Here is a 24,006-nt window from a genome sequence, read left to right on the forward strand (position 1 = left end):
CCCTCCTAAACCTCTCATAAAATAATTATTTACAAAGAACATTATACCATATTTTGTAATTTATAAAAATTAATACTAAAATAATTTTAATCTTTTTCTATTCTTAGATTATTATTTTTATAGTACAATAGTCTTAATCAAAATAAGGAGGGATATAGTTTGAGTTTATACGATAAGAAATATCTATCTATAGTTAGAGACATCTTAGATAATGGATATTATGATAATAATAGAACAGGAATGCCTACATATAAGCTACCACATCAAATTATGCAATTTAACTTACAAAAGGAATTTCCTATTCTAACAACTAAAAAGGTTGCATTCAAAACAGCTATAAAGGAAATGCTATGGATATATAGAGATCAATCTAATGATGTTACAAAGCTTCAAGAGCAAAATGTACATATCTGGGATGAATGGGTAGATGAAAATAATACAATTGGTAAAGCTTATGGATATCAAATAGCTAAATTTAATCAAGTCGATAAGCTTATTGAAACTTTAAAAAATAATCCTCAAGACAGAAGAATGATAATGTCTATGTGGAATATTGAAGATCTACCAGAAATGACTCTACAACCTTGTTGTTATCAAACATTATGGGATGTAACAGATGGATATCTGAACTGTATGTTAATCCAGCGCAGCGGAGACATACCACTTGGAGTTCCATTTAATACCAGCCAATATGCTGTACTTGTTCACTTAATAGCTCAAGTAACTAATCTTAAACCTGGATTATTTACTCATGTTATTAATAATGCTCATATTTATGAAAACCAAGTTGAAGGAATGAAACTTCAACTTACTAGAGAAAATGAAGATTTTGAAGCTCCAAAGCTTTGGATAAACCCTAAAATTAATAATTTCTATGATTTTACTGTAGATGATATAAAACTAATAGATTACAAGCACCATGATCCTATTAAAATGGAGGTAAGTGTATAATGTTATCAATTATAGTTGCTGTAGCAAGCAATGATGTAATTGGTGGAGATAATCAGCTTTTATGGCATATCTCTAAGGACCTAAAGAGATTTAAGGAAATTACATCTGGTCATACTATAATTATGGGAAGAAAAACTTTTGAATCTTTACCAAAGGTCTTACCTAATAGGCATCATATTGTAATTACAAGAGATAAAGATTATAAGGTTGATTCAACTGAAGTTGAAGTAGTTAATGATATAAATTCTATTATAGATAGATTTGAAAATTCTACTGAAGAAGCTTTTATTATTGGTGGTGGGGAAATATATAAGTCTCTTTTACCAAAATCTGATAAGCTTTATTTAACTAAGGTTTATAAAGATTTTAGTGGAGATACTACCTTCCCCCAAATAAATCTTGATGATTGGTTTATTGATTACGAATCTGAAATATTTACTAATGAAGAAGATAATTTAAGATATAGTTTTATAGATTTAACAAGAAAATAAAAATGAGATAAATATTATATTCCTTGTTCCGTCACTTCGTTCCAAGTCACCGTCATATAATATTTATCTCATTCTACACTGAAGGTAATAATCCCTCATTTTATTCGGAATTATGAGTGTTATTCAAAAGGTTATCTTTTTATGAAATCCTAAATAGTAAAAAAGAAAACGAGGGTGTTCCTAACGGAATTCCCTCGCTTTCTTTGTCCTATTGTATGTTAATCCTATTGAAGAGTAACCTATAAATAATTGTTTTAAACTTTCATAATTTACATTAAAAAAACCCTTCTTGCAAGAAAGGCCTAAAATTAAACCGTGCACCTAGCTTCGACAGTAGTCTATAGACGTTACTATGTAGTTAGCTCTGACAAGATTAATCCATATCACACGCAGTAATCGCTTATCGCTGCTTCCTTCCGGACCTGACGAGGTTCACGCACTTACGTCGTATGGGACCTTGCCATCAACACCACTTGCATAGGCAGGCTCTACAGACTAAAGCCTCGGCTAGGAATTCAATCCTGCTATAGCGGATTGCAGGTTACAGGGCACCGCTAACTCCCCATCTAGCACGGCCATGGCGGAGAGAAGGGGATTTGAACCCCTGATAGAGTTGCCCCTAAACACGCGTTCCAGGCTTGCTCCTTCGACCACTCGGACATCTCTCCATAATTCTATACTCGTCTAATACTTTCTCATTCTAACATAAATATTATTNCTTTCCAGGCGTGCTCCTTCGACCACTCGGACATCTCTCCATATTAAATTAAATAAAATAATTAATAATATAATTATTTTTTAATTTTACTTATAGTTACTTAATTTGAACTACTGCTATATATTATCATATACAAATGAATATTGCAACATTTAAAAGATAAGGCCCCTCAAATTTAAATTTAATACTGTTTTATATAGGTACAAAATCCATTTTAAGCTATAAAAAATGTAGAATTAAATAATAAACTCTTACAATCAATTTATAAAATAAGTTAATTAATAATTCTACATTCTATATATTTTTTATTAATATTATTTATGCTCTTTTCTTTTTAGTTAAAAATATAATTAGTACTATTCCTAGAAGTATTCCTAATAAACTTACAATTTGAGCTGTTCTAAGGCCCATAAACATTAAGCTATCTGTTCTTAATCCTTCAATAAAGAATCTACCTATTGAATATAAAATCATATATCCACCAAGTACAATTCCATCCTTTCCATCTTTCTTTTTAAGAAGTATGTAAACTAGAATTAAGCAAACTAATAAATTCCATAAAGACTCATATAAAAATGTTGGATGATAATAAGTACCCTTTATAAGCATACCCTTTTGTATAAACTCTGGGAATTTATTTATAAATTCTTGAGATACAGGACCGCCATGAGCTTCTTGGTTCATAAAGTTTCCCCAACGACCTATAGCTTGTGCTAAAATAACCCCTGGCATTATTACATCTACATATTTTAGAAAATTAACTTTTCTATATTTAGCAAAGATATATCCTGATAATAGCGCTGCTATAACACCACCATGAATAGCCATTCCACCATTTCTTATATTTATTACATCCATAAATGAATGATAGTTTTGATATTCAAAGGCAACATAATATAATCTTGCTCCTATAATAGATATAGGAAAAGTAATTAAAAAAGCATCTATTATTACGTCGTAGTCAACGTTTTTCTTCTTTGCTAGTAAATACATTAATAGCATAGCTGCTAAAACCCCAAATGATATTATTAGTCCATACCATCTAATTTCTAATCCGAAGACTTCAAAAGCTACTGGATTCATTTCACTTCCTCCTCTACAATTTGTTTTTTTCTTCTATTTTTAAAAAATGATGTTAGTAAATCACTACATTTTTGATTATAACACCATTTTACATCAACTTGCCAATTAAATACATTATAACCTAATAAATTTATTGTAGAGCCACAAGCTCCCATATCTTTATTAAAGGTACCAATATATAATTTAGATATTCTACTTTGAGCTATGGCTGCTGCACACATTGGGCAAGGCTCTAGGGTTACATACATATGGCAACCAGATAATCTCCAATTATCTAACTTTTTACTTGCTTCTTCTATAGCTAAGATTTCTGCATGAGCAGTAGTAAGCTTCATCTCTTCTTTTAAATTATGTTTTTTAGATATTATTTGTCCATCTTTAACTATTACTACTCCAACAGGGACTTCCCTTTTATAAAAAGCTTTTTCAGCTTCTATTATTGCAAGATCCATGTAGTCCATAATACACTTCTCCTTAATAAAAAAGTTTTTTAAAGGAGCTGTCGCAACAGCCCCCAATTCAAATTTATAACTTTTAATTATCATTCAAAATTCTTATAATCTAGAGAGTTAGGTAAATATTCTAACCTTTTTGATTCTATTCTTATCAATATCTTCTACTATAAATTTAATATTGTTAATCTTAACCTCTTCATTTGGTTCTGGAAATCTTCCAAGTTCTCCAATAACTAAACCTCCTACAGAATCAAATTCTTCTGATTCCATAGTAACTCCTATTAATTCTCCAATATAATCTAATCTTGCACTACCATCAACTATATATTCATCTTCCTTAACAACTATTATATCGCTGTCTCTTTCATCATCGTATTCGTCTTCGATTTCTCCAACTACTTCTTCGATTAAGTCCTCAATAGTAACTATACCCACATTACCGCCATATTCATCTAATACTACTGCAATATGATTTCTTGTTTTCTTCATTTCTTTAAATAATTCAGTTATCTTCTTAAACTCAAAAGTATAGTAAGGCTCTCTCATATAATCTGATACCTTAAAATTATCTTCACAACCTGATGCCATTATTAAATCTTTGACATTAAGTATTCCTATAACATCATCTATGTTTTCATTATAAACTGGTAATCTTGAAAATTGCTCAGTTTTAATTATACTTATAACTTCTTCGTAAGTAGCATTAACATCTATAGCTACTATATCTACTCTTTGAACCATTACATCTTTTACTTGAGAATCAGCAAACTCAAAAACATTAAATATCATTTCCTTTTCAACGCCTTCAAGTACTCCCTCTTCTTCACTAACACCAACCATGGTTCTTAATTCTTCTTCTGTAATAAATGGTTCTGTAGCTTTAGGATCACCACCTAAAAGTCTTATAAAAATCCCAGATATAGCAGTAAATATTAATACTAATGGGTTAAATGCCTTAACTATGAAGTTTACTGGTTTACTAACCATTAAAGCTACCTTTTCAGAATTTTGCTTAGCTATAGATTTAGGCGTTATTTCCCCAAATGTAAGGACTAAAATAGTCATTATTACAGTAACCACACCTACACCACTTGGTCCAATAACCTTAACTGCAACTGAAGTAGCAAGTGCTGATGCTCCAATATTCACTATATTGTTTCCAATTAATATTGCTCCTAATAATTTGCTTGGGTCCTGAGATAATTTTTCAACTAATTTTGCTCCCCTAACTCCCTCATCCACCATATGTCTAATTCTAATTTTACTTAGTGCCATTAAGGCTGTTTCTGACATAGAGAAGAATCCTGACATTATTAATAATATTATTAGTAATATTATCTGCCACGTGTAACTCTCCAAAATAATTCACTCTCCTAATGATATATATATTTTTTATTATCTATTATATCATATATAAATTTCAAAATATTAGAACTAATAAAAATTGTATCCTTAAATTTAAATTTTTCTGCGCTATTTCTATTCCTGAACTATATTTCTTATTCATTTTCCTGACTTTAATCTACTTCTTTCAAATATAAGTTTAATAAATTCCTCTGTACTGATTAAGAAGTATACAATTATTATTTGAAGAGAAAATATCGCCTTATATTTAATGAAACAATATTATTTTTAACATAAATCACGAAAAATATATAAGTCATTTCTAAAGTTTTTGCAATAGTTGGTGCTAAATCTACTCCTAAGTATATTTAATTACATAAAAAAAAGAGCAATTGGTAGTTAGCTACCCACCTGCTCTTAAGAATCATATTTTTTTCTAATAATTAATCTATTTTGTTAATATTCCAAGAAAAATTTGTACTTATATTATAATTTATTGCAAACAAAAAAACTCTTAAACCTAATATTATAAAGACTTAAGAGTTTCTGGTACCCCCAACAGGGATCGAACCTGTATCTGTCCCTTAGGAGGGGACTGTTCTATCCATTGAACTATGAAGGCTTGAGTACCAAATAAATTGTATAATAACATTTTCCATATGTCAATATTTGAGTTATATTTTGGAACTAAGCTATACTTTTAATTACTACTCTATTTGGCTTCACTCTTACCTCTAATATTACTTCTTCTATAGTGTTCATGCTTAATACCCTAACTGAAACTACTATTTCATGGTGTTTATAATCTCCACTAAAATTATCTAATTCCTTTGTACTTAATACTTCAATCTCTCTTATTAAAAATCCTATTTCTCTTCCATACATTGGTGATAGGTGTGTTTCTATATATGGTCTAATTAAATTTAGAATTATATCTTTATTAATATCATTTTTATCTTTTGCTTCATTATTAACTTCTTTTTTTTGTGGTTTCTTTTCATAGTTTGTATCTATATTCATATAATTTTTTAAATATCCAAAGCTTTCTACCTTATAAAAGTCATCATATATGGAGTTAAATTTTATAAATATTTCTGCTTCATATAAATGCTTATTTTTCTTTAGAAACTTTTCTTCAGCTTTTATTATAGAGTTAATCATTAGTGGAAGCTCTTTTCTTATTGATTTATTCTTTTCCTTTGCTCTTTCATAGCCCTTCTTATTGGAAACTACATTTACTTGAAAGAAAAGCATATATGTTTCCTTTTCACAACACCATCTTCCACATAGTCCTTCCCCTTTATATATGTTCTTACTTTTACTCTCATCCTTATTTATATTTACTGTGATTTTGTTTGAAGCTCTTAAATAATTCACTTCATAACATCTTGGTATCATAGGTCCATTATCTAATATATCATTTAACTTCTCTACAGCTAATTTATAGGGACTTGATTTATTCAAAACTAACACCTCTACCTACTAATAATTTACAATATATGTTTTCTAAATTAAAATGTGCATATATGTAACATTACTGATACCATGAGATTACTTTAATTTACTCTTATAATGAATAAATTAACTTTAATTGTAAAATGAGGAATTTTCAAATTGACTTTTATATAATTAAACTTTGTTATATACTTTATTTATCTACTTATTATATTATCGAAAGGATTTGATTTGAATGCTTAGATCTATTGTTTGGTATATAGTATTCTTTGTCACACTTATTTTAAGCATTCCTGCTATGATAAGAACTAAGATGCTTACAAAAAAAGGACTAGAAGAAAAAAGAGATGAAGTTGTTTATAAAACTACTACCGCTTGGGCAAAACTCTTATTAAAGATTGCTGGAGTTAAAGTAACAGTACATGGATTGGAAAATATTCCAAAAGATAAAAATGTATTATATATAGGTAACCATCAAGGTAATTTTGATATTCCAATATACATGAGTAAGATTCCTGGACTAAAAGGTTTTGTATCTAAAATCGAAGTTAAAAAAATTCCAGGGGTTAGAACTTGGATGGAATATATGTATTGTGTATTTATGGATAGAAGTAGCATAAGAAAATCTGGAGAGGCTATTATTGAAGGTATTAAAATCTTAAAAAAAGGACATTCCTTAGTAATATTCCCTGAAGGAACTAGAAGTCAAGGCGATAAGATGGGAGAATTTAAGGCAGGTAGCTTTAAACTTGCAACTAAATCTAAAGTCCCTATAGTACCAGTTACTATGAATGGTTCATATAAGATAATGGAAGGTAATAAAAAGAAATGGATGATTAAATCTACTAATGTTGATTTATACATACATCCTGCAATAGAGACATCTAACTTAACTAAAGAAGAACAAGATACTCTTAATTCAAGAGTTTATGAAATAATAAAAAGTAAACTACCACAGAGTTAAGGAATGTAGAATTAAGAATGTAAAATGTAGAATTAAAGAAGAAACTCCTGACGGAGTTTATAGAATAAATATATTTAAAGTAATTTTTATAAATTCCTTTAAATTCTAATGAGGCTGCTTAGGCAGCCTTTTTCATTTTTTCATTCCTTCATTCTTTATTATGGCTTTTTCAAAATTAATAAGCTTTTCCTGAATATCTGTATGATTTCCAGCGTAACCTAGTAGTTTTTGATACTTACCTATTACTCTATGGCAAGGAATAATTATTGGAATTGGATTTGCCTTATTTGCTTGACCTATAGCTCTAACAGCTTTTTCGCTTCCTACTGCTTTAGCTATATCGCTATAACTCCTAATTTCTCCGTATGGAATTTTCAATAACTCCATCCACACTTTCTTCCTAAATTCAGTTCCTTCTATATCAAAAGTTAAATCAAATTCTTTTCTAATTCCAGCAAAGAATTCTAATATCTGATTAATTTCATTTTGGCAATTCTCTTTACTTTCTATTAATTGATATTTCTTATTTAGTTCTTCAAAATTCTCTTTTATTATTTCAATACTTCTTAGACCCTTCTCACTTTTTATAATAAATATATTTCCTATAGTAGTTTCTAATTCATAAAAGTATAATTTTTCATTATTATTTTGCATTATTCGACTCCTTAAAAGGTTTTCTTTTTGCTTTTTCAATAAATATTATAAAATTACTTATTTTTCTAATAAATAATACGAGCATATTTTTAAAATATAGTGTATAATAAATTAGTTAATATAAAATGAATTTTATGATTAATTGTATATTATTTTAAATAAATTAAGAAATGACTGTAAATGAATGAGATTAAATTTAGTAGCTTAGGATAAATGTCGGATAATATAACCTATACTAAATTAGTTAATATAAAATAATCGATTATGATTAATTATATATTATTTTAAATAAATAGAAAGAGGATTTTAGATGAATGAAATTAAATTTAGTAACTTAGGGCTTAAGGATACCCTTTTAAAATCTATTGAAGAATTAGGTTTTGAAGAACCATCCCAAATACAAGCGGAAGCAATACCTGTTGCAATTGAAGGATATGACCTTATAGGGCAAGCTCAAACTGGAACTGGTAAGACAGCTGCTTTTGGTTGTGGAATTATTAACCATATTACAAAAAAGGATGGACTTAATGCAATAATCTTAGCTCCAACAAGAGAGTTAGCAATTCAAGTTAATGATGAGCTTAAGAGATTAGCGAAATATGATGAGTTATCAATACTTCCTGTATATGGTGGAGATCCAATAAATAATCAAATCAGAAATTTAAAAAGAGGCGTAAATATAGTAGTTGGTACTCCTGGTAGAGTGTTAGACCATATTAAAAGAGGAACTATAGATTTAAATAAGATTAAGTTCTTAGTTTTAGATGAAGCTGATGAAATGTTAAATATGGGCTTTATAGATGATTTAGAAGATATAATAAAGAAATTACCTGAAGATAGGCAAACTTTATTATTCTCAGCAACAATGCCAGATCAAATTAAAAGATTAGCCAAAAGATACATGAAGCCAGATGCTAAGCATATAGCAATAAAGAAAACTTCAATGACTGTTTCTAAGATAAGCCAAAGTTTCTTTGAAGTATCTCATAAAACAAGATTTGAAGCACTTTGTAGAGTTTTAGACTTCGATACACCTTCTTCAGCTATAATATTCTGTAGAACTAAAAAGGGCGTTGATGAATTAGTAGAAGGAATGCAATCTAGAGGCTATGTAGTAGAGGGAATGCACGGAGATATGTCTCAAGTACATAGATTAAGAACTTTAAAGAAATTTAAAGAAGGTTCTTTAAATTATCTAGTTGCTACTGATGTTGCTGCAAGAGGAATAGATGTAGAAGGAATAACTCACGTTATAAATTATGATTTACCTCAAGATGTTGAAAGCTACGTTCATAGAATAGGTAGAACAGGAAGAGCTAATAGAGAAGGAATAGCTTATTCATTAGTTTCTCCAAAGGAATATTCTATGCTTAAACAAATAAAAACAGTAACTAAGGGAGATATATCTAGAAAAACTATCCCAACAGTTAATGAAATATTTAATAGTAAGTCTGATAGTATATTAGATGATGTTTCAAGTACTATTAATGATTCAGATTACACAAGATTTATTCCAATCGCTAAAGAGTTATCTGAGAAATTTGATAATGTTGACCTTATTGCAGCATTAATTAAAAATCAATTTAATAGTGATTTACTTGATAACTATTCTTCTAATGTATTAGAAGCACCTAAATCAGAAGATGTACGTTTATTCTTATCTATCGGTAGAAGAGATGGAATTACTCCTAAATCTTTAGTAAACTTCATAAAGGATACTGCTAGAATAAGAGCAACATCTATTGGAGATATTGATATTTTAGAAAACTTCTCTTTTGTAAATATAGCTCCAGATGTTAAGGATAAAGTTATCGATAAATGTATGGGACTTAAAGTTAACAAGAGAAAAGTTAACATCGAAGTTGCAAATAGAAATAAGAAAAGAAAATAATATTTAAAATATATTAATTTTAAATAAAAAGAAGATGTCACAATAGATTTTTGTAACATCTTTTTTTTTATTTTTATTTACATTTCTTTTTTATACCATCATAAAGATATCTAATATACTCTGTATCTACATTATCTTTTTCTAGCATTCTTATTCTATTCTCTACCTTACTTAAAGTTTCTTTAGCCTCTTCAAAATCCTTTTGGCGAATACATGAACTTGAATATTCCAATAAATAATCTATTTTTAATACTAGTTCTGCCAAGTCTTCTCTCTGATCATTAACTAAATCCACTAATAAAGAATAAATCTTTGGAGAAGTATCTCCTCTTACACTGCTAAGTAAATCATTATTCTTACTAGTTTTTCTACTCATTTTATCACCTTCTTCGTTAAGTTCTTTATTTATATTAATTTATATCATATTTTAATAATATACCCAATACATTTTAATGTATAGATGATTAGGAGGTATTTATTAATGCAAAAATATGTATGTGTTCCATGCACTTATGTTTATGATCCTGAATACGGAGATCCAGAAAACGGAATAGATCCAGATACTCCATTTGAGGATTTACCTGATGATTGGGTTTGCCCTGTTTGTGGAGCTACAAAGGACGAATTCGAGCTTTTAGAAGATTAAAAACAGAAAAATAATGCTAGCTACTAATGAATTTTAAATTCGTAGCTAGCATTTTTTTACTTTTAATAGAAATATTTAATTACTTAATCTTATCATATTTTATTGGTTCTTCTGATCCAGAAACTATTTCTCCGTTCTTTCTGAATATTTCTGTTACGTCCATCTTTCCATCATATACTTTTTCTACTGCTGTAAATATTACTTCAGGTGCAAATTCACTTTCACTTTCTGCTAAAAAGTATTCTTCTGTTTCTCGAAATACTATTGGAGTAAATTTCTTAGATAATTCTAACTTATCATAGTCTATTACTAATTCCTCATTTGAATTGATAAAATCATTATAGTCTATGTAACTTGGTAATTCATAAGAAGTTAACACTACATTATTATCTTCATTTAATGTGTATAAAAATAAATGATGTAATGCTGTTTCATGTTCGCCATGTTTATAATAAGTTTCATCTATAGTAAAGTATCCATGAAAATCCTTTGGCAAATTTTTTATTTTATCATTACATATACCAACTATATGATTTGCCACAGGAGTTTTAACTTCTCCAGTTGCTTCTTCTTCATCTTTTAATTGTTTTTCATTATTAAAGTATCCAGATATATATTTCATAAATCTTTGTAACTTTTCCACTATAATCACCTCTTTTTTCCCTTAACTTTAATTATAGCATTTTTATCCAATATAACACTTCTTTTAAACTGTAAAAAGGCCTCAAAAAAAGTTATTAAAAATGATTATCTCTATCAATATTCCTTATTCGTATTCTTTATATTAATTATAAAAAATTTTATATTATCCCTTAGTAATAGCATCAACAGTAATTTGCATCTTCTTACTTAATTCTTCATCCTTTAATAAAGCCATCGAAATCAAATCTAATAGGTACATAGCTGAAAATTGACTGTTAATAAACTTCTTTTTATTAACGAATCTAGGATTATAAACTATAAGCTCTATATCTGAATATTTACTCATACTGCTTTCTTCAAAGCTAGTTATAGAAACTGTTTTCGCTCCATTTTTCTGTGAATTTTTTAACGAAAGTACTACTTCCTTAGTTTCTCCTGAGATAGATATCCCTATTACCAAATCTTCCTTTTTAACTATAGAACTATTAATTATCATCATATGTGAATCTGTAATACAGTGAACATTAAAACCCATTCTTAATAACCTCTGCATCATTTCTGTAGCTGTTAATCCTGAACTTCCTACACCGTAAATATATATATTCTTAGCACTTTTAAGTTCATTAACTATATTGAAAATAGCTTCCTTATCTATTAGCATTTTAGTTCTTTCTATAACTTCATTATAATACTGATATGCATAAGAAAAAATTTCATCTTCATCTTCAAATATTACCTTTTCTATTCTATTAGAGCCTAGCTTTATCTTCATGTCAACAAAACTATCACACCCTATCTTTTTAGCAAATCTAGTTATTGTTGCACCTGAAGTTCCTGTTTCATTAGCTAAATCAGTAATATTTATATTTTTTATATTTTCACCATATTGCATTATATAATCAGCAATTGCCTTTTCTTTGTCAGAAAAGCTATTATATATTCTTCTGATTTCACTTAATATATCCACTTTACGCCTCCACTATACTATAAATTAATATAAGCTATTCTTAGAATATCACTAATCTAAATTAATTAAAAGAGTGCTTTAAATGAAATAACTCCCAAATATTAGAATATAGTAACCAATACTTAGGAGTTATTAACTAAATTTATATAAATTAAATTACTTTTAGAATTTCATCACTGAATTTTTTAGTAATTAATTGTGGCCTTGTTATGGCACTTCCAACTACAACAGAGTAAGCACCCTTTTCTAAAGCTAATCTAGCTTTTTCTGGAGTGTCAAAATTACCTTCTGCTATAATATTAGCCTTACATTGCTTTATTAAGGCTTCTAACACTTCAAAATTATTCATGCCTTTAGAATGCTCTGTATAGCCTACTAAAGTAGTACCTATATACTTAAATCCAAGTTTATCGGCTCTTAAACCTTCTTCCACAGTAGATATATCTGCCATAAAGCTTTGATTTGGATACTTTTTAAATATTTCCTTTAAAAATTCCTCATCTTGATCCATAGTAGCATCTATAGCTATTACATCAACACCTGTATTAATAAGTGAGTCTACTTCCTTCATTGTTGGTGTTATGTAAGGCTTAATATTATCATAGTTAATTTTTATTATGCCTATTACAGGTAAATCTACTTCATTTTTTATAGCTATTATATCTTCAACACTATTTGCTCTTATACCATTAGCGCCGCCTTCTTTAGCTGCTACTGCCATTCTACTCATTATATAAGAACTATGTAATGGTTCATTTTCTAGTGCTTGACATGATACAATTAATCCTCTGTTTATTTCCTTCATTTTCTTAATCTCTCCCTATAATTTCATTTATTTTTTGCTTTATTGGATCTGCCTTAGCTCCAAATATAGCTTGTACTCCTCCTTTCACTTCTAAAACTGCTGTAGCTCCTAAAGATTTTATTTTATTTTTATCTACTTTACTTACATCTTTAACTGATACTCTTAATCTTGTAATACAGGCATCTACATCTTCTAAATTTTCTGCTCCTCCAAGTGCAACTAGTACTTGTTCTGCAACTTCATTTAAGCTATCTTTAGTTATAACTTTAACTTCCTCTTCATCTGTCTCTCTTCCTGGTGTCATAACATTAAATTTAGTAATTAAGAATCTAAATGCGAAATAATATAATGCAAACCATATTAATCCAATTAATAATACGTATATCCAATTTGTTTTAGTATTTCCCTGAAGTACTCCAAATAAAGTGAAGTCTATTAATCCGCCTGAGAATGTATTACCAATTGATATATTTAATATATCTGCAATAAAGAATGATAATCCATCAAATAATGAATGAACTACATATAACCATGGTGCAACGAATAAAAACATAAATTCAATTGGTTCTGTAATACCTGTAATAAATGAAGTTATTGCTGCTCCTAAGAATAACCCTCCAACTAAATTTCTCTTTGCCTTAGGCACACTATGATACATAGCTAAACATGCTCCTGGTAAACCAAACATCATTGTGGCAAAACGTCCTGCAAAGAATTTAGTTCCTTCTGTAAATAATCCAATATGATTTGGATCTGCTAATTGTGCAAAGAATATATTTTGTGCTCCTACAATTGTTTGACCTGCAACAACTTCAATTCCACCTAATTCTGTATACCAGAATAGTGGATATATCATATGATGTAACCCAATTGCTCCTGTTAATCTTAATAAAAATCCATAAAGGAAGGTTCCTACTGCTCCTAATCCTGCTATTCCATTACCTGCTGATACTAACCAGCCTTGGAAGGTTGGCCATATTAAGAAGAATATTGCCCCTATGAATATTGCTGCAAAAGAAGATACTATTGGTACGAATCTTGACCCACCAAAGAATCCTAAAACTGCTGGCAATTGAATATTGCCATATTTATTATGTAAATATGATACTGTTAATCCGATTACTATTGCCCCAACAACACCTGTATCTATTGATTGGACTTCTGGGTTAAATGCTGTAATCATGCCACTAATAGAAGCATTCATAACTAAGAATGCTACTGCACCTGCAAGCCCTGCTGTACCCTTATCCTTCTTAGCTAATCATACAGAAAGACCAATACACATAATAAGTGATAAGTTACCAAAAACAACATTTCCTGCTGAAGACATAATTGAGAATATACCTTGTAACCAAGAAATATTTAAAAACGGATATGCTGCAACTGTATTAGGATTTGATAAAGCTCCTCCAATACCTAGTAATAAACCAGCTGCTGGTAATATTGCTATTGGTAACATAAATGATTTACCTATTTTTTGTAACTGTTTAAACAATATAATTCCTCCTTGTATAAAATTTTTTATATTTTTTCATGTAAAAATATTTCTATTTTGAATATATTTTCATAATATCACGAAAATAATTTTTGTTCAACATATTATATTAAAAACATTTTCATAACTCTTAAAATAAAAAGCATTATAAAGATATCTATAACCTTTATAATGCTTTTTGTTGTTAAATATTTTAAAATACGTCTTTATAGTTACATAGTTTAATATTACTTTCTTCTATATAATCTCTTAATTCCTTAGATGTTAAGACCTTTAATTCTTCTATTCTTTTCAAATTATATGAACTATTTTCCATAATAAAGCTATCTAAATAGGCTGGATGAGTCATAGTATCTAAGATTTCATTCTTATTTATATCTATTTTTTTAAATCCATCAATACTAACTGTTTTATCATAGAAAAATCCACTATAAGGAATAACTTTGTCATAATCTAATTCATACAATAAGCCTCCTCTAATTGGTAGATTATATTCTTTAATTAATCTTTCTATAATTGGCTTAAGAGATTTTAATGTATGAACATGATGATGAGAGTCCAGATGAGTTATTTCTATACCACTATTAATAACCCTTTGTATTTGAGCTGAAAATTCATTATATACTTCTTCAAGATCAAAATTATTTTCAATTAATTGGTCAGTTACTCTTTTATGGAAAAAGCCATTTTCATCAACTATTGTTTTATGACTATCTAGCACTGGCTTATAAGCTGATAAGGTTAAATGAACTCCACATCCAAGCCCCTCTAAACCTCTACTGGATTTTAAAAGTTCTACAGCGTGATAAAATGCTGGCATTCCAGCCATTATAGAGGTACTTCTAACTACTCCGTTCTTGTATGAATCTATTATTCCATAATTAACACCTTTGCTAAACCCAAAATCATCTGCATTTATTATTAATTTCATATATCTTTCCTCCCATACTTTAATGAAAAACATATTTATAATATTTTTCTTAATAATTATAATACTTTATCCTTATTGAATATTTTCAAATTTTAAAATATGATTTGATTTTTATGTTAGTGCTAAATAAAACTTAATGAATAAAGCATTAGTTTATTTCTAATGCTAATAAATATAAATAATTTTTTTGCGGGGTACATATGTATGAAAAAAAACATTAAATTTTATTCTATATTATTTTTATTAACTTTTTGCTTATTAATGAATATATATTACTTTCCTAAAGCTCTATCAGAATTAAATTTATTGGAAAATCCCCCTAATAATAATGCCTTACCACATAACTTTAGAATGTCTTCAAATTATAAATCCATAATAAAAGATAATACTATTAACCTTAAAGGTCTTGATAAATTAAATATATCAGGAAGTGCACAATTTTCAGATTCAGGACTCTCATTAATAAAAGAGGCTATTGATAATAGTTTTTCTATAATAGATATTGATTTAAGGCAGGAATCTCATGGATTTATAAATGGAATAGCTATTAGCTTTGAAAATCAAAAAAACAATGCCAATAAGGGATTAAGCTTATCTGAAGTTTTATCTGCTGAAAATAAATTATTAAACTCTATTAAAATTGGAACCCCAATTACTTTCTATAATACAAAGGAAACCATAGTTCCTAAATACGTTCAAAATGAGTTGCAAGCTGCTAACTCAAAAGAAATTGTATATATTCGTATTCCTGTAACAGATGGTGGTATTCCTAGTGATGATATGGTTAATTATTTTATTAATTTTGTTGAAAATCAACCAAAAGATTCTTGGCTTCATTTTCACTGTAAAGCAGGCATAGGTAGAACTACTACTTTCATGATAATGTACGATATTATGAAAAATTATAAAGATGTTAGCTTAAATGACATTATTAAACGCCAAATATTATTATCAGGTATGAACAATGAAAATGCAGAACACTTCTATGCAGGAAATCACTTTGAATTTTCAAAGGAATTTTATAATAACTATACTACTAAGTCCACTTCATCTACCAATGATAATTCTTGGGATAATTGTTTAAATGATTGCTATATTAAAAACTCTATTATTCCTAAACATTTATATGCTATTTCTGAATCTGATATGAGTAAAGAGGAGCAGACTATGATTTCTGCTCTTCAAGGAATTATATCAACAAAATCTAACTCACAAATTTATATTCTTAGTAAAAATGAACCAGATTATGAAATATGGCTAACTGATTTAAATAACAATTATAATATAAGTTATGAAACTATTTGTGACCCTTGGAAGCTTCTAAATACGTTTAAATATACTCTTAAAGGTTATATACTATACAGTAACTCTAATCCATCATCTCTAAACAACGCTTGTTCACTGGCCTCACTAAAAGATGCCTTACCCATAGAAGAATCTCTAGAAATCAAAGTTACAAGCTTAGGTATAAACAACTTAATTGAAGATTGTAGAAATACAAATTCTTATTGGGCATATGAAAATCTATGGAACTCTGGGTTAAATCATTCTACAGTTATTCAATTATCACCTGATAAGCCCACAACTTTAAGGGATTATGCAATAATGTCTAAATCACTGATATTTTATGAAGATAGTATAAATGATACTAGTTTAAGAAAAGCAATTTTTAGTTCTATGGATGAAAACTCTCGTTGCTTAGGATGGGGCCCTGATGAATTTAATAATGTAACCATAGCTTCAAAGCATGGAGTAGATATTATTGCTTCTGATTGGTCCTATAATTTATCGGTATTAAGTTCATTTAAAGAAAGGATTCAAAAACAAAAACCTCAAATTGAAATTCCACAAGAAGATAACATTCATTATGTAACTTTTATTATGTCTGATGGAGATAACCAACAATGGCTACTTGGAAGCAATTATAGTTCAGAAAAATGGTTTGGAGCTAAAAATAGAGGGAATTTCAATTTAGGCTGGACATTAAGTCCATCCTTATACTTTTTAGCACCGACTGTGTTTAATAAGTATTATGAAAGTGCTATTTTAGATTACTATCTCGTTTCTCCTTCTGGGAATGGATATATTTATCCAAGCAAATATCCTAAGGATAGATTAATTAATTACACAAATAGACTAAACGAATATATGAAAAATGTAGATGAAAAATATGTAGTAATAATTGATGATAATTCCTTTTATCACATTGATTTATGGGATAACTATACCACTTGTTCGAATATAGATGGTTTATTTTATCTTGATTATAAAAGAGGTAATAATTATAAGGGTGAAATAATTTGGTCTAATAATAAACCTATTGTATCTTGCAGAGACTTACTTTGGGATGATATAGAAAATGAAGATGAACTAATTAATTATATTAATTCTAGAACTAACCTAGATTATATAGATATTACCAATCCCGAATCCTATACCTTTGTTTATGTTCACGTATGGAGCAAGGATATGAATAATGTACAAAAGGTAATTGATAAATTAAATAGTAATCCTAAAATAAAAGTAGTTACTCCTGATATTTTTATGAAGTTGATTAAAAGTAATATTAATTAAAATATTTAGCCTAGGTTAATATTATTTAAGTTGTATTTTGATTTAAATAGTGATAAACTTTTGTTTATAATAAACAATATTAATTATTATTTAATATTAATTAACGAAGGAGAAATTATGTTAGATCAAAATACAATAGAAATAATTAAAAGTACAGTTCCTGTTTTAAAAACTCATGGAGTGGAAATAACAACAACATTTTATAAGAATCTGTTTAAAAAGAACCCAGAAATAGCACCATTATTTAATATGGATAGACAAGCTTCTGGAGAGCAACCAAAAGCTTTAGCAATGGCTGTATTAGCATCTGCTCAAAATATAGACAATTTACAAGCTATAATGCCAGTAGTAAATAAAATAGCAGAAAGACATTGTAATGCTAATGTAAAACCTGAACATTATCCTATTATTGGAATGCATTTATTAGATGCTATAAAGGAAACTTTAGGTGATGCTGCAACAGATGAAATAATAGATGCTTGGGGCAAAACTTATGGAGTTCTTGCAGAAGTATTTATAGATGTAGAAAAAAACATTTATCTTTCAAGACAATAAACTAGATATTAATACGTAAATTAAATAAAAGAGGCTGGACAAGCCCCTTTTATTTTTATATAAACCCCTATATTACTGTAACTATTATTCTTTTGCATACTTTACTATTATGTCTCTTAAAGTATTTACTACATTTTTTCCTGCCTTATCATTATAGTATTTAGCAAATCTCTCATCTGCTACATACATTTCTGCTAAACCAATATGCGCTTCTTTAGAGTAGCTAGGCCATGTAAAGCTAAGCCATTTTTTATGACTTTCATAAACCTCTTGTGCTATCTTTGAATCCAAGTCCCCTGTTTTAACAACTTCTAGCAGTCCTTTAAAAATTTCTTCTTCACTTTCATTCATTTTATCAAAATCTTCTTCACTTATATTCATAAACTTCTTATTAGAAGCTTCAATTGTTTCTTTTCCATATCTATCTCTAATTTCTTTTCCGTATTTTCTTTCATTTTCTTCTAATCTTTCTTTTTTTAATCCTTCAAATTTTTCTTTATTAGACATATTGATTTCTCCCTTCTTATACTCAATAGTTTTTTCTACAGTTAAAATCAATTGATCAAGTTGATTTCTTCTGTAAATGAGGTTTTTTCGATGCTCAATTAATGATTGGCAAATATCAAAACTAGAATTAGATATTATATTTTCAATCTCTTCAAGCTTAATATCCATGGACCTATAAAGTAAAATTTGCTGTAATATATCTACTTCCTTTTCCCCATATATTCTATATCCTGAAGAATTAATCCTACATGGTTTTAGTAATCCAATCTCATCATAGTATCTAAGAGTTCTAGTACTTACACCTGCCATTTCAGCTAGCTTTTTAATTGTATATTCCATCTTTATTCCTCCTTACAAATTAATGATAAACCTTTCCGTTGCGTTAATGTCAATATATATTAAAATATTTTTTTGATATCTTTTAGCACAAAATTATCTTTAAATCAATTTCATATATACACAATTATTTAATAGTGTTATAATAATAATCCACTTAATGTTATATACTTTTAAAGTGAAATATATTTTTTAATTATTATTAAAGAAAGTGTCAGGTGAAATTTATGATTGATGCAAAATTATTAGTTGAAAAAGCTTATGAAGCTCAAAAATTTGCTTATACTCCTTACTCTAACTTTAATGTTGGTGCAGCATTACTTGGTACAAATGGTAAGATATACTTAGGTTGTAATATAGAAAATGCCGCTTTTACTCCAACAAATTGTGCTGAAAGAACTGCTTTTTTTAAGGCTGTATCTGAAGGACAACATGAATTCCTTGCTATTGCTATAGTAGGTAATAAGGCAGATGCTGAAGAAACTGAATACTGTGCACCTTGTGGCGTATGCAGACAAGTAATAGCTGAATTTTGTGATCCAAAGACTTTTAAAATCTATCTTGCTAAAAATAAAGATGAATTTAAAGAATATACATTAGAAGAACTTTTACCCCTAGGATTTACTGGCAAGGATTTGGATTAATATATAATAAAGCATAATAACCAATCCTTTACTAAGAAATTATAGAATCTCACTATAGATTTATTTCAAAAATAATTATATGGTTAGTACTATAATAGAGCATAAAATTTTCAACATTAAAATAAGACATAGTATAAATTTTAAGTCCAACATAATTGTTGGGCTTTTTTTATGTGGTAATTCTATGAAAAGGAATTGATATAGATAAAGGTTATATATTTAACAATATCTCCTTAATATCCCTGAAGAAAATTTATAAAAAAGTAGATAAATATTATATTCTTTGCTCCGTCGCAAGCTCCAAGTCGCCAGAATATAATATTTATCTCCTAGAGTACTGAAGGAAAGGAATTTATAAAAAATTATTCACAGGCCAATATTTTTATAAATTCCTAAAGAATAAAAAAAGTATTAAACACTTAATATTATGAAGAAAATATACTTTTTTTAGATAATAATACGAATAAAATATTGAATTTAAATATATTCATTTAATATAAGCTTAATTGTTATAAACTTCTTAAATTTGCAAAAATAATGAATATTAAGTACAATTAACTAAGGGAAACATGGAAATTGATTTTAATCGATAAGTATTCAATGAAAATTTTAGATGTAATATTTCATACAACATATTCTACAGTAATAGAATTTTACGAGTAAATAAAGCAATGAAATTTATTAAATTTAAAGCTTATCGTTATTATATAAAAGAAAAAAATAAGAGAGGTGATTAATAAAATAAATTTTAAATAAGAAGGGATGAGGCAAATTGAATTTATTGACAGAAAAAATTAAAGAGGTATCATTATCAGTTTTACCTATAACTTTAATTGTAATAATACTAAACTTTACATTAACACCAATAGAAACTCCTATGCTAATAAGATTTATACTAGGAGCTTTACTTATAGTAATAGGATTATCAATATTCTTAGTTGGAGTTGATATTGGAGTAACACCAATAGGAAATATAATGGGAAACAATATAGCTAAGACAAACAAGCTATGGATTGTTATTATAGCGGGATTAATTCTAGGACTTGTTATATCTATAGCAGAACCAGATCTTCATATACTTGGTGGACAAGTTGCCGATGTAACTGGAGGTGCTTTTGGAAAATTCTTAATAGTTATAGTTGTTTCAATTGGAATATCCATAATGCTTGCTTTAGGACTTGGAAGAATAGTTTATTCATTTCCACTATATAAATTACTGACAATTATTTATGGGGTAATACTCCTTGTTGCTATTTTGGTATCACCAGAGTTTTTAGCAATATCCTTTGATGCTTCAGGAGCTACTACAGGAGCTATGACAGTTCCCTTTATATTAGCCTTAGCAACTGGGGTATCTAAAATAAAAAAAGATAGTAAGCAATCAGAAAAAGATAGTTTTGGTTTAGTTGCTATAGCATCAACAGGAGCTATCTTAGCTGTAATGATAATGAGCATAATATCAAGAACTAATGAAATCAGTGGATCAGCAGAAGTGAATTTAGAAGGAACAAAAGGAATATTAGGACCATTTTTACATGCTATACCTCATTTAGCATATGAAATTTTCTTAGCTCTAACTCCCATAGTTCTTATATTTTTAATATTCCAAAAGGTTAAATTTAAAATTTCCAAAAAATCATTAAGAAAAATAATGTTTGGTATATTATTTGCCTTCATAGGTTTAGTAGTATTTTTAGTAGGAGTTAATGCTGGATTTATGGAAGTTGGAACTATAGTTGGTTACAAGATAGCAGCCCTTGATAATAAGGCCTATGTTATAATAGTAGGATTTATCCTTGGATGTGTAACGATTTTAGCTGAACCAGCAGTTTATGTTTTAACTCATCAAATTGAAGATGTTACTAGTGGATATGTAAAAAGAAACGTAGTAATGTTGTCTTTAGCAATTGGAGTTGGATTTGCAGTAGCATTATCAATGATCAGAATAATTGTTCCAGGTATTCAATTATGGCATTATCTATTACCTGGATATATAATATCAGTTGGTTTAATGTATATAGTTCCAAAGCTATTTGTGGGAATGGCCTTTGATTCAGGTGGAGTTGCTTCTGGACCTATGACAGCTACATTTATATTAGCTTTTGCTCAAGGTGCAGCAACATCAATAGAAGGAGCAGATGTTTTAATAGATGGATTTGGAATGATAGCTATGGTTGCTATGACGCCAATTATAGCTCTTCAAATATTAGGTTTAATATTTAAAATTAAATCTAAAAAAGAAGGAGTTGGTGTAGATGTTGAATAATTCTAATACTAACAATATTGAACTTCTTTGCGTTATAGTTAAATTAGGATTAGGAAGTAAGGTGCTTCACAAATCTAAGGAATATGGAATATCTGGAGGAACTGTGCTTTTAGGAAAAGGAACTGTAAATAATAAAATTTTAGAATTTTTAGGACTTGCAGATGTAAGTAAAGAAGTAGTTTTAATGATTTCAAAGAAAAGTATTATGGATGAAGCTTTAATAAAATTAGACGAAGAATTTAAATTTGAAAAGCCTAATCATGGAATAGCTTTTACAACATCAATATCTAGTTTAATTGGAACTAGAAGTTGCAAAGAAAATGAAAAAGTTAAAGAGGGAGATTTTGATAAGGTTATGTATAATTCTATAACTATTATTGTAGATAAAGGAAGAGCCCAGGATGTGATAGATGCAGCAACTAAAGCTGGATCATTAGGAGGCACTATTATTAATGCAAGAGGATCAGGAATTCATGAGACTAGTAAAGTATTTGCTATGGAAATAGAGCCTGAAAAGGAAGTAATTCTTATTTTATCAAAAACAGACCAAACAGAAAAAATTGTAGAGTCAATTTCAAAAGAAATTAAAATTGATGTGCCAGGAAATGGTATTATATATGTTCAAAATATTAATAAAACTTACGGATTATATGAGAAATAATTAAAAGATAATAAAAAAATAAGAAAATTTTTGAAATTTTCTTATTTTTTTATTTTACAGCTAATTTCTATTGAAATAGTGTTAACTTTGATGTAGCATAAGATTTATGTAAATAATTGGCGGTCAATAAAGTTTTAAATTTATTATAATTTATACTTGGTTAAAATAAAAAAGGGGGACTAAATATAAATGTTTAGTTATTCAAGCAATATTGAATTACTTTGCGTTATAGTTAAATCAGGATTAGGAAGCAAGGTAATACAAAAAGCAAAACAAAATGGAATTTCTGGAGGAACAGTATTTTTAGGTAAAGGAACTGTAAACAATAAGATATTAGATTTTTTAGGACTAGCAGATGTAAGCAAAGAAGTTGTACTTATGATTTCTAATACCGAATTAATAAATAAAGCTTTAATAAAATTAGATGAAGAATTTAAGTTTAACAAACCTAATCATGGAATAGCATTCACAACGAATATATGTGATGTATTTGGAATTAGAAGTTGTAAATGTAATAAAGAAGAAAAAGGTGGAGAGGATAATATGTATAATTCTATAACTATTATTGTAGATAAAGGAAGAGCTCAAGATGTAATAGATTCAGCAACTAAAGCTGGTTCATTAGGCGGCACTATTATTAATGCAAGAGGATCAGGAATTCATGAAACTAGTAAGGTCTTTGCTATGGAAATAGAACCTGAAAAAGAAGTAGTTATAATTCTATCTAAAAAAGATACCACTGAAGATATAGTAAACTCAATAAGAGAAGAATTAAAATTGGATAAACCAGGAAATGGACTTCTATTTGTCCAAGAGATAAATAAGACTTATGGGTTATACGAAAAATAAAATTATCTCCCTTTTCTGTGTGGCATAGGATTAGTTTAAAAAATGGAGCTGTCTCAACAGCTCCTAAATTAAAAATGTAGAATTATTGATGTAATTCCAAAGGAATTACTAAAAAGATATAT

General features: G+C 28.2%; 23 protein-coding genes, 2 tRNA genes, 1 other RNA gene and 1 pseudogene. 11 read left to right on the top strand and 16 right to left on the bottom strand.

Annotated elements, in window-relative coordinates:
* Positions 1–159: 159 nt before the first annotated feature.
* Positions 160–951 carry a thymidylate synthase gene (locus HUJ77_RS05295; protein ID WP_291707538.1) on the top strand — a complete coding sequence of 264 codons (792 nt, stop codon included), beginning with the start codon at positions 160–162 and terminating at the stop codon, positions 949–951.
* Positions 951–1,442 (top strand): dihydrofolate reductase, encoded by a 492-nt coding sequence (locus HUJ77_RS05300; RefSeq protein WP_291707539.1) that lies wholly within the window; start codon positions 951–953, stop codon positions 1,440–1,442. Before HUJ77_RS05295 ends, HUJ77_RS05300 begins: the two co-directional genes overlap by 1 nt.
* Positions 1,443–1,755: 313 nt before the next feature.
* Here HUJ77_RS05300 and ffs read toward each other — a convergent pair.
* From ffs to HUJ77_RS05335, 7 genes are all read right to left on the bottom strand, one after another.
* An RNA gene (ffs, locus tag HUJ77_RS05305) (signal recognition particle sRNA large type) lies at positions 1,756–2,017 on the bottom strand.
* Between the two features lie 3 nt (positions 2,018–2,020).
* Positions 2,021–2,110 (bottom strand) — tRNA-Ser (locus tag HUJ77_RS05310).
* Between the two features lie 368 nt (positions 2,111–2,478).
* Positions 2,479–3,243 (bottom strand): prolipoprotein diacylglyceryl transferase, encoded by a 765-nt coding sequence (lgt, locus tag HUJ77_RS05315; protein WP_291707540.1) that lies wholly within the window; start codon positions 3,241–3,243, stop codon positions 2,479–2,481.
* Positions 3,240–3,704: a nucleoside deaminase gene (locus HUJ77_RS05320; RefSeq protein ID WP_291707541.1), complete on the bottom strand. Its 465-nt coding sequence runs from the start codon at positions 3,702–3,704 to the stop codon at positions 3,240–3,242. Before HUJ77_RS05320 ends, lgt begins: the two co-directional genes overlap by 4 nt.
* A gap of 108 nt (positions 3,705–3,812) precedes the next feature.
* Positions 3,813–5,060, bottom strand: coding sequence for a hemolysin family protein (locus HUJ77_RS05325; RefSeq protein WP_366032855.1), 1,248 nt, complete (start codon positions 5,058–5,060; stop codon positions 3,813–3,815).
* A gap of 529 nt (positions 5,061–5,589) precedes the next feature.
* A tRNA-Arg gene (locus tag HUJ77_RS05330) sits at positions 5,590–5,664 on the bottom strand.
* Positions 5,665–5,729: 65 nt separating this feature from the next.
* On the bottom strand, positions 5,730–6,506 hold the full coding sequence (locus HUJ77_RS05335; RefSeq protein WP_291707543.1) for a staygreen family protein: 777 nt from the start codon (positions 6,504–6,506) through the stop codon (positions 5,730–5,732).
* A 226-nt stretch (positions 6,507–6,732) separates the two neighbouring features.
* Here HUJ77_RS05335 and HUJ77_RS05340 point away from each other — a divergent pair, with 226 nt between their 5' ends.
* Entirely contained in the window at positions 6,733–7,461 is a 729-nt protein-coding gene (locus HUJ77_RS05340) for a lysophospholipid acyltransferase family protein (protein ID WP_291707544.1), read from the top strand.
* A gap of 132 nt (positions 7,462–7,593) precedes the next feature.
* On the opposite strand, the gene HUJ77_RS05345 is transcribed toward HUJ77_RS05340, so the two are convergent.
* The gene (locus tag HUJ77_RS05345) at positions 7,594–8,115 is read right to left on the bottom strand and encodes a methylated-DNA--[protein]-cysteine S-methyltransferase (protein WP_291707545.1); all 522 of its coding nucleotides are present in this window, start codon (positions 8,113–8,115) and stop codon (positions 7,594–7,596) included.
* 310 nt (positions 8,116–8,425) lie between these two features.
* Here HUJ77_RS05345 and HUJ77_RS05350 point away from each other — a divergent pair, with 310 nt between their 5' ends.
* Complete coding sequence (locus tag HUJ77_RS05350) at positions 8,426–10,006, top strand: DEAD/DEAH box helicase (protein ID WP_291707546.1); 1,581 nt, start codon at positions 8,426–8,428, stop codon at positions 10,004–10,006.
* Positions 10,007–10,079: 73 nt separating this feature from the next.
* Here HUJ77_RS05350 and HUJ77_RS05355 read toward each other — a convergent pair whose 3' ends face one another.
* Positions 10,080–10,382, bottom strand: coding sequence for a hypothetical protein (locus tag HUJ77_RS05355; RefSeq protein WP_291707547.1), 303 nt, complete (start codon positions 10,380–10,382; stop codon positions 10,080–10,082).
* A gap of 105 nt (positions 10,383–10,487) precedes the next feature.
* On the opposite strand from HUJ77_RS05355, the gene rd reads away from it, so the two are divergent.
* The gene (gene rd, locus HUJ77_RS05360) at positions 10,488–10,652 is read left to right on the top strand and encodes a rubredoxin (RefSeq protein WP_291707548.1); all 165 of its coding nucleotides are present in this window, start codon (positions 10,488–10,490) and stop codon (positions 10,650–10,652) included.
* Positions 10,653–10,731: 79 nt separating this feature from the next.
* Here rd and HUJ77_RS05365 read toward each other — a convergent pair whose 3' ends face one another.
* From HUJ77_RS05365 to chbG, 6 genes and pseudogenes are all read right to left on the bottom strand, one after another.
* Complete coding sequence (locus tag HUJ77_RS05365) at positions 10,732–11,295, bottom strand: hypothetical protein (RefSeq protein ID WP_291707549.1); 564 nt, start codon at positions 11,293–11,295, stop codon at positions 10,732–10,734.
* A 162-nt stretch (positions 11,296–11,457) separates the two neighbouring features.
* The gene (locus HUJ77_RS05370; RefSeq protein WP_291707550.1) at positions 11,458–12,261 is read right to left on the bottom strand and encodes a MurR/RpiR family transcriptional regulator; all 804 of its coding nucleotides are present in this window, start codon (positions 12,259–12,261) and stop codon (positions 11,458–11,460) included.
* 151 nt (positions 12,262–12,412) lie between these two features.
* On the bottom strand, positions 12,413–13,066 hold the full coding sequence (locus HUJ77_RS05375) for an N-acetylmannosamine-6-phosphate 2-epimerase (protein WP_291707551.1): 654 nt from the start codon (positions 13,064–13,066) through the stop codon (positions 12,413–12,415).
* A gap of 4 nt (positions 13,067–13,070) precedes the next feature.
* Positions 13,071–13,553 (bottom strand): glucose PTS transporter subunit EIIB, encoded by a 483-nt coding sequence (locus HUJ77_RS05380; protein WP_291707559.1) that lies wholly within the window; start codon positions 13,551–13,553, stop codon positions 13,071–13,073.
* 24 nt (positions 13,554–13,577) lie between these two features.
* Positions 13,578–14,525 (bottom strand): annotated as a pseudogene (locus HUJ77_RS05385) (PTS transporter subunit EIIC); the annotation flags it as partial.
* Positions 14,526–14,754: 229 nt separating this feature from the next.
* On the bottom strand, positions 14,755–15,492 hold the full coding sequence (chbG, locus tag HUJ77_RS05390) for a chitin disaccharide deacetylase (protein ID WP_291707552.1): 738 nt from the start codon (positions 15,490–15,492) through the stop codon (positions 14,755–14,757).
* 204 nt (positions 15,493–15,696) lie between these two features.
* Here chbG and HUJ77_RS05395 point away from each other — a divergent pair, with 204 nt between their 5' ends.
* Positions 15,697–18,066, top strand: coding sequence for a GxGYxYP domain-containing protein (locus tag HUJ77_RS05395; protein WP_291707553.1), 2,370 nt, complete (start codon positions 15,697–15,699; stop codon positions 18,064–18,066).
* 117 nt (positions 18,067–18,183) lie between these two features.
* On the top strand, positions 18,184–18,621 hold the full coding sequence (locus HUJ77_RS05400) for a globin domain-containing protein (RefSeq protein ID WP_291707554.1): 438 nt from the start codon (positions 18,184–18,186) through the stop codon (positions 18,619–18,621).
* 84 nt (positions 18,622–18,705) lie between these two features.
* Here HUJ77_RS05400 and HUJ77_RS05405 read toward each other — a convergent pair whose 3' ends face one another.
* On the bottom strand, positions 18,706–19,467 hold the full coding sequence (locus HUJ77_RS05405) for a MerR family transcriptional regulator (protein WP_291707555.1): 762 nt from the start codon (positions 19,465–19,467) through the stop codon (positions 18,706–18,708).
* Positions 19,468–19,691: 224 nt separating this feature from the next.
* On the opposite strand from HUJ77_RS05405, the gene cdd reads away from it, so the two are divergent.
* The 4 genes from cdd to HUJ77_RS05425 all read left to right on the top strand — a co-directional run bounded on the left by cdd (position 19,692) and on the right by HUJ77_RS05425 (position 23,884).
* Positions 19,692–20,108: a cytidine deaminase gene (cdd, locus tag HUJ77_RS05410; protein WP_291629330.1), complete on the top strand. Its 417-nt coding sequence runs from the start codon at positions 19,692–19,694 to the stop codon at positions 20,106–20,108.
* Positions 20,109–20,880: 772 nt separating this feature from the next.
* Positions 20,881–22,374, top strand: a complete 1,494-nt coding sequence (locus HUJ77_RS05415; RefSeq protein WP_291707556.1) for a DUF1538 domain-containing protein — start codon at positions 20,881–20,883, stop codon at positions 22,372–22,374.
* Positions 22,364–23,035 carry a P-II family nitrogen regulator gene (locus tag HUJ77_RS05420; protein ID WP_291707557.1) on the top strand — a complete coding sequence of 224 codons (672 nt, stop codon included), beginning with the start codon at positions 22,364–22,366 and terminating at the stop codon, positions 23,033–23,035. The genes HUJ77_RS05415 and HUJ77_RS05420 overlap by 11 nt, the downstream gene beginning before the upstream one ends.
* A gap of 189 nt (positions 23,036–23,224) precedes the next feature.
* Positions 23,225–23,884, top strand: coding sequence for a P-II family nitrogen regulator (locus HUJ77_RS05425; protein WP_291707558.1), 660 nt, complete (start codon positions 23,225–23,227; stop codon positions 23,882–23,884).
* The last annotated feature ends 122 nt before the right edge of the window (positions 23,885–24,006 follow it).

This window comes from Clostridium sp. (assembly GCF_021443865.1).
Lineage (GTDB): Bacteria > Bacillota > Clostridia > Clostridiales > Clostridiaceae > Clostridium.

Excerpts from the sequence above, each read along its gene's own strand:
- HUJ77_RS05300 (WP_291707539.1), top strand. The coding sequence starts at position 951 with ATGTTATCAATTATAGTTGCTGTAGCAAGCAATGATGTAATTGGTGGA.
- lgt (WP_291707540.1), bottom strand. The coding sequence starts at position 3,243 with ATGAATCCAGTAGCTTTTGAAGTCTTCGGATTAGAAATTAGATGGTAT.
- HUJ77_RS05320 (WP_291707541.1), bottom strand. The coding sequence starts at position 3,704 with ATGGACTACATGGATCTTGCAATAATAGAAGCTGAAAAAGCTTTTTAT.
- HUJ77_RS05340 (WP_291707544.1), top strand. The coding sequence starts at position 6,733 with ATGCTTAGATCTATTGTTTGGTATATAGTATTCTTTGTCACACTTATT.
- HUJ77_RS05345 (WP_291707545.1), bottom strand. The coding sequence starts at position 8,115 with ATGCAAAATAATAATGAAAAATTATACTTTTATGAATTAGAAACTACT.
- HUJ77_RS05350 (WP_291707546.1), top strand. The coding sequence starts at position 8,426 with ATGAATGAAATTAAATTTAGTAACTTAGGGCTTAAGGATACCCTTTTA.
- HUJ77_RS05355 (WP_291707547.1), bottom strand. The coding sequence starts at position 10,382 with ATGAGTAGAAAAACTAGTAAGAATAATGATTTACTTAGCAGTGTAAGA.
- rd (WP_291707548.1), top strand. The coding sequence starts at position 10,488 with ATGCAAAAATATGTATGTGTTCCATGCACTTATGTTTATGATCCTGAA.
- HUJ77_RS05375 (WP_291707551.1), bottom strand. The coding sequence starts at position 13,066 with ATGAAGGAAATAAACAGAGGATTAATTGTATCATGTCAAGCACTAGAA.
- chbG (WP_291707552.1), bottom strand. The coding sequence starts at position 15,492 with ATGAAATTAATAATAAATGCAGATGATTTTGGGTTTAGCAAAGGTGTT.
- HUJ77_RS05395 (WP_291707553.1), top strand. The coding sequence starts at position 15,697 with ATGAAAAAAAACATTAAATTTTATTCTATATTATTTTTATTAACTTTT.
- HUJ77_RS05400 (WP_291707554.1), top strand. The coding sequence starts at position 18,184 with ATGTTAGATCAAAATACAATAGAAATAATTAAAAGTACAGTTCCTGTT.
- HUJ77_RS05405 (WP_291707555.1), bottom strand. The coding sequence starts at position 19,467 with ATGGAATATACAATTAAAAAGCTAGCTGAAATGGCAGGTGTAAGTACT.
- cdd (WP_291629330.1), top strand. The coding sequence starts at position 19,692 with ATGATTGATGCAAAATTATTAGTTGAAAAAGCTTATGAAGCTCAAAAA.
- HUJ77_RS05420 (WP_291707557.1), top strand. The coding sequence starts at position 22,364 with ATGTTGAATAATTCTAATACTAACAATATTGAACTTCTTTGCGTTATA.
- HUJ77_RS05425 (WP_291707558.1), top strand. The coding sequence starts at position 23,225 with ATGTTTAGTTATTCAAGCAATATTGAATTACTTTGCGTTATAGTTAAA.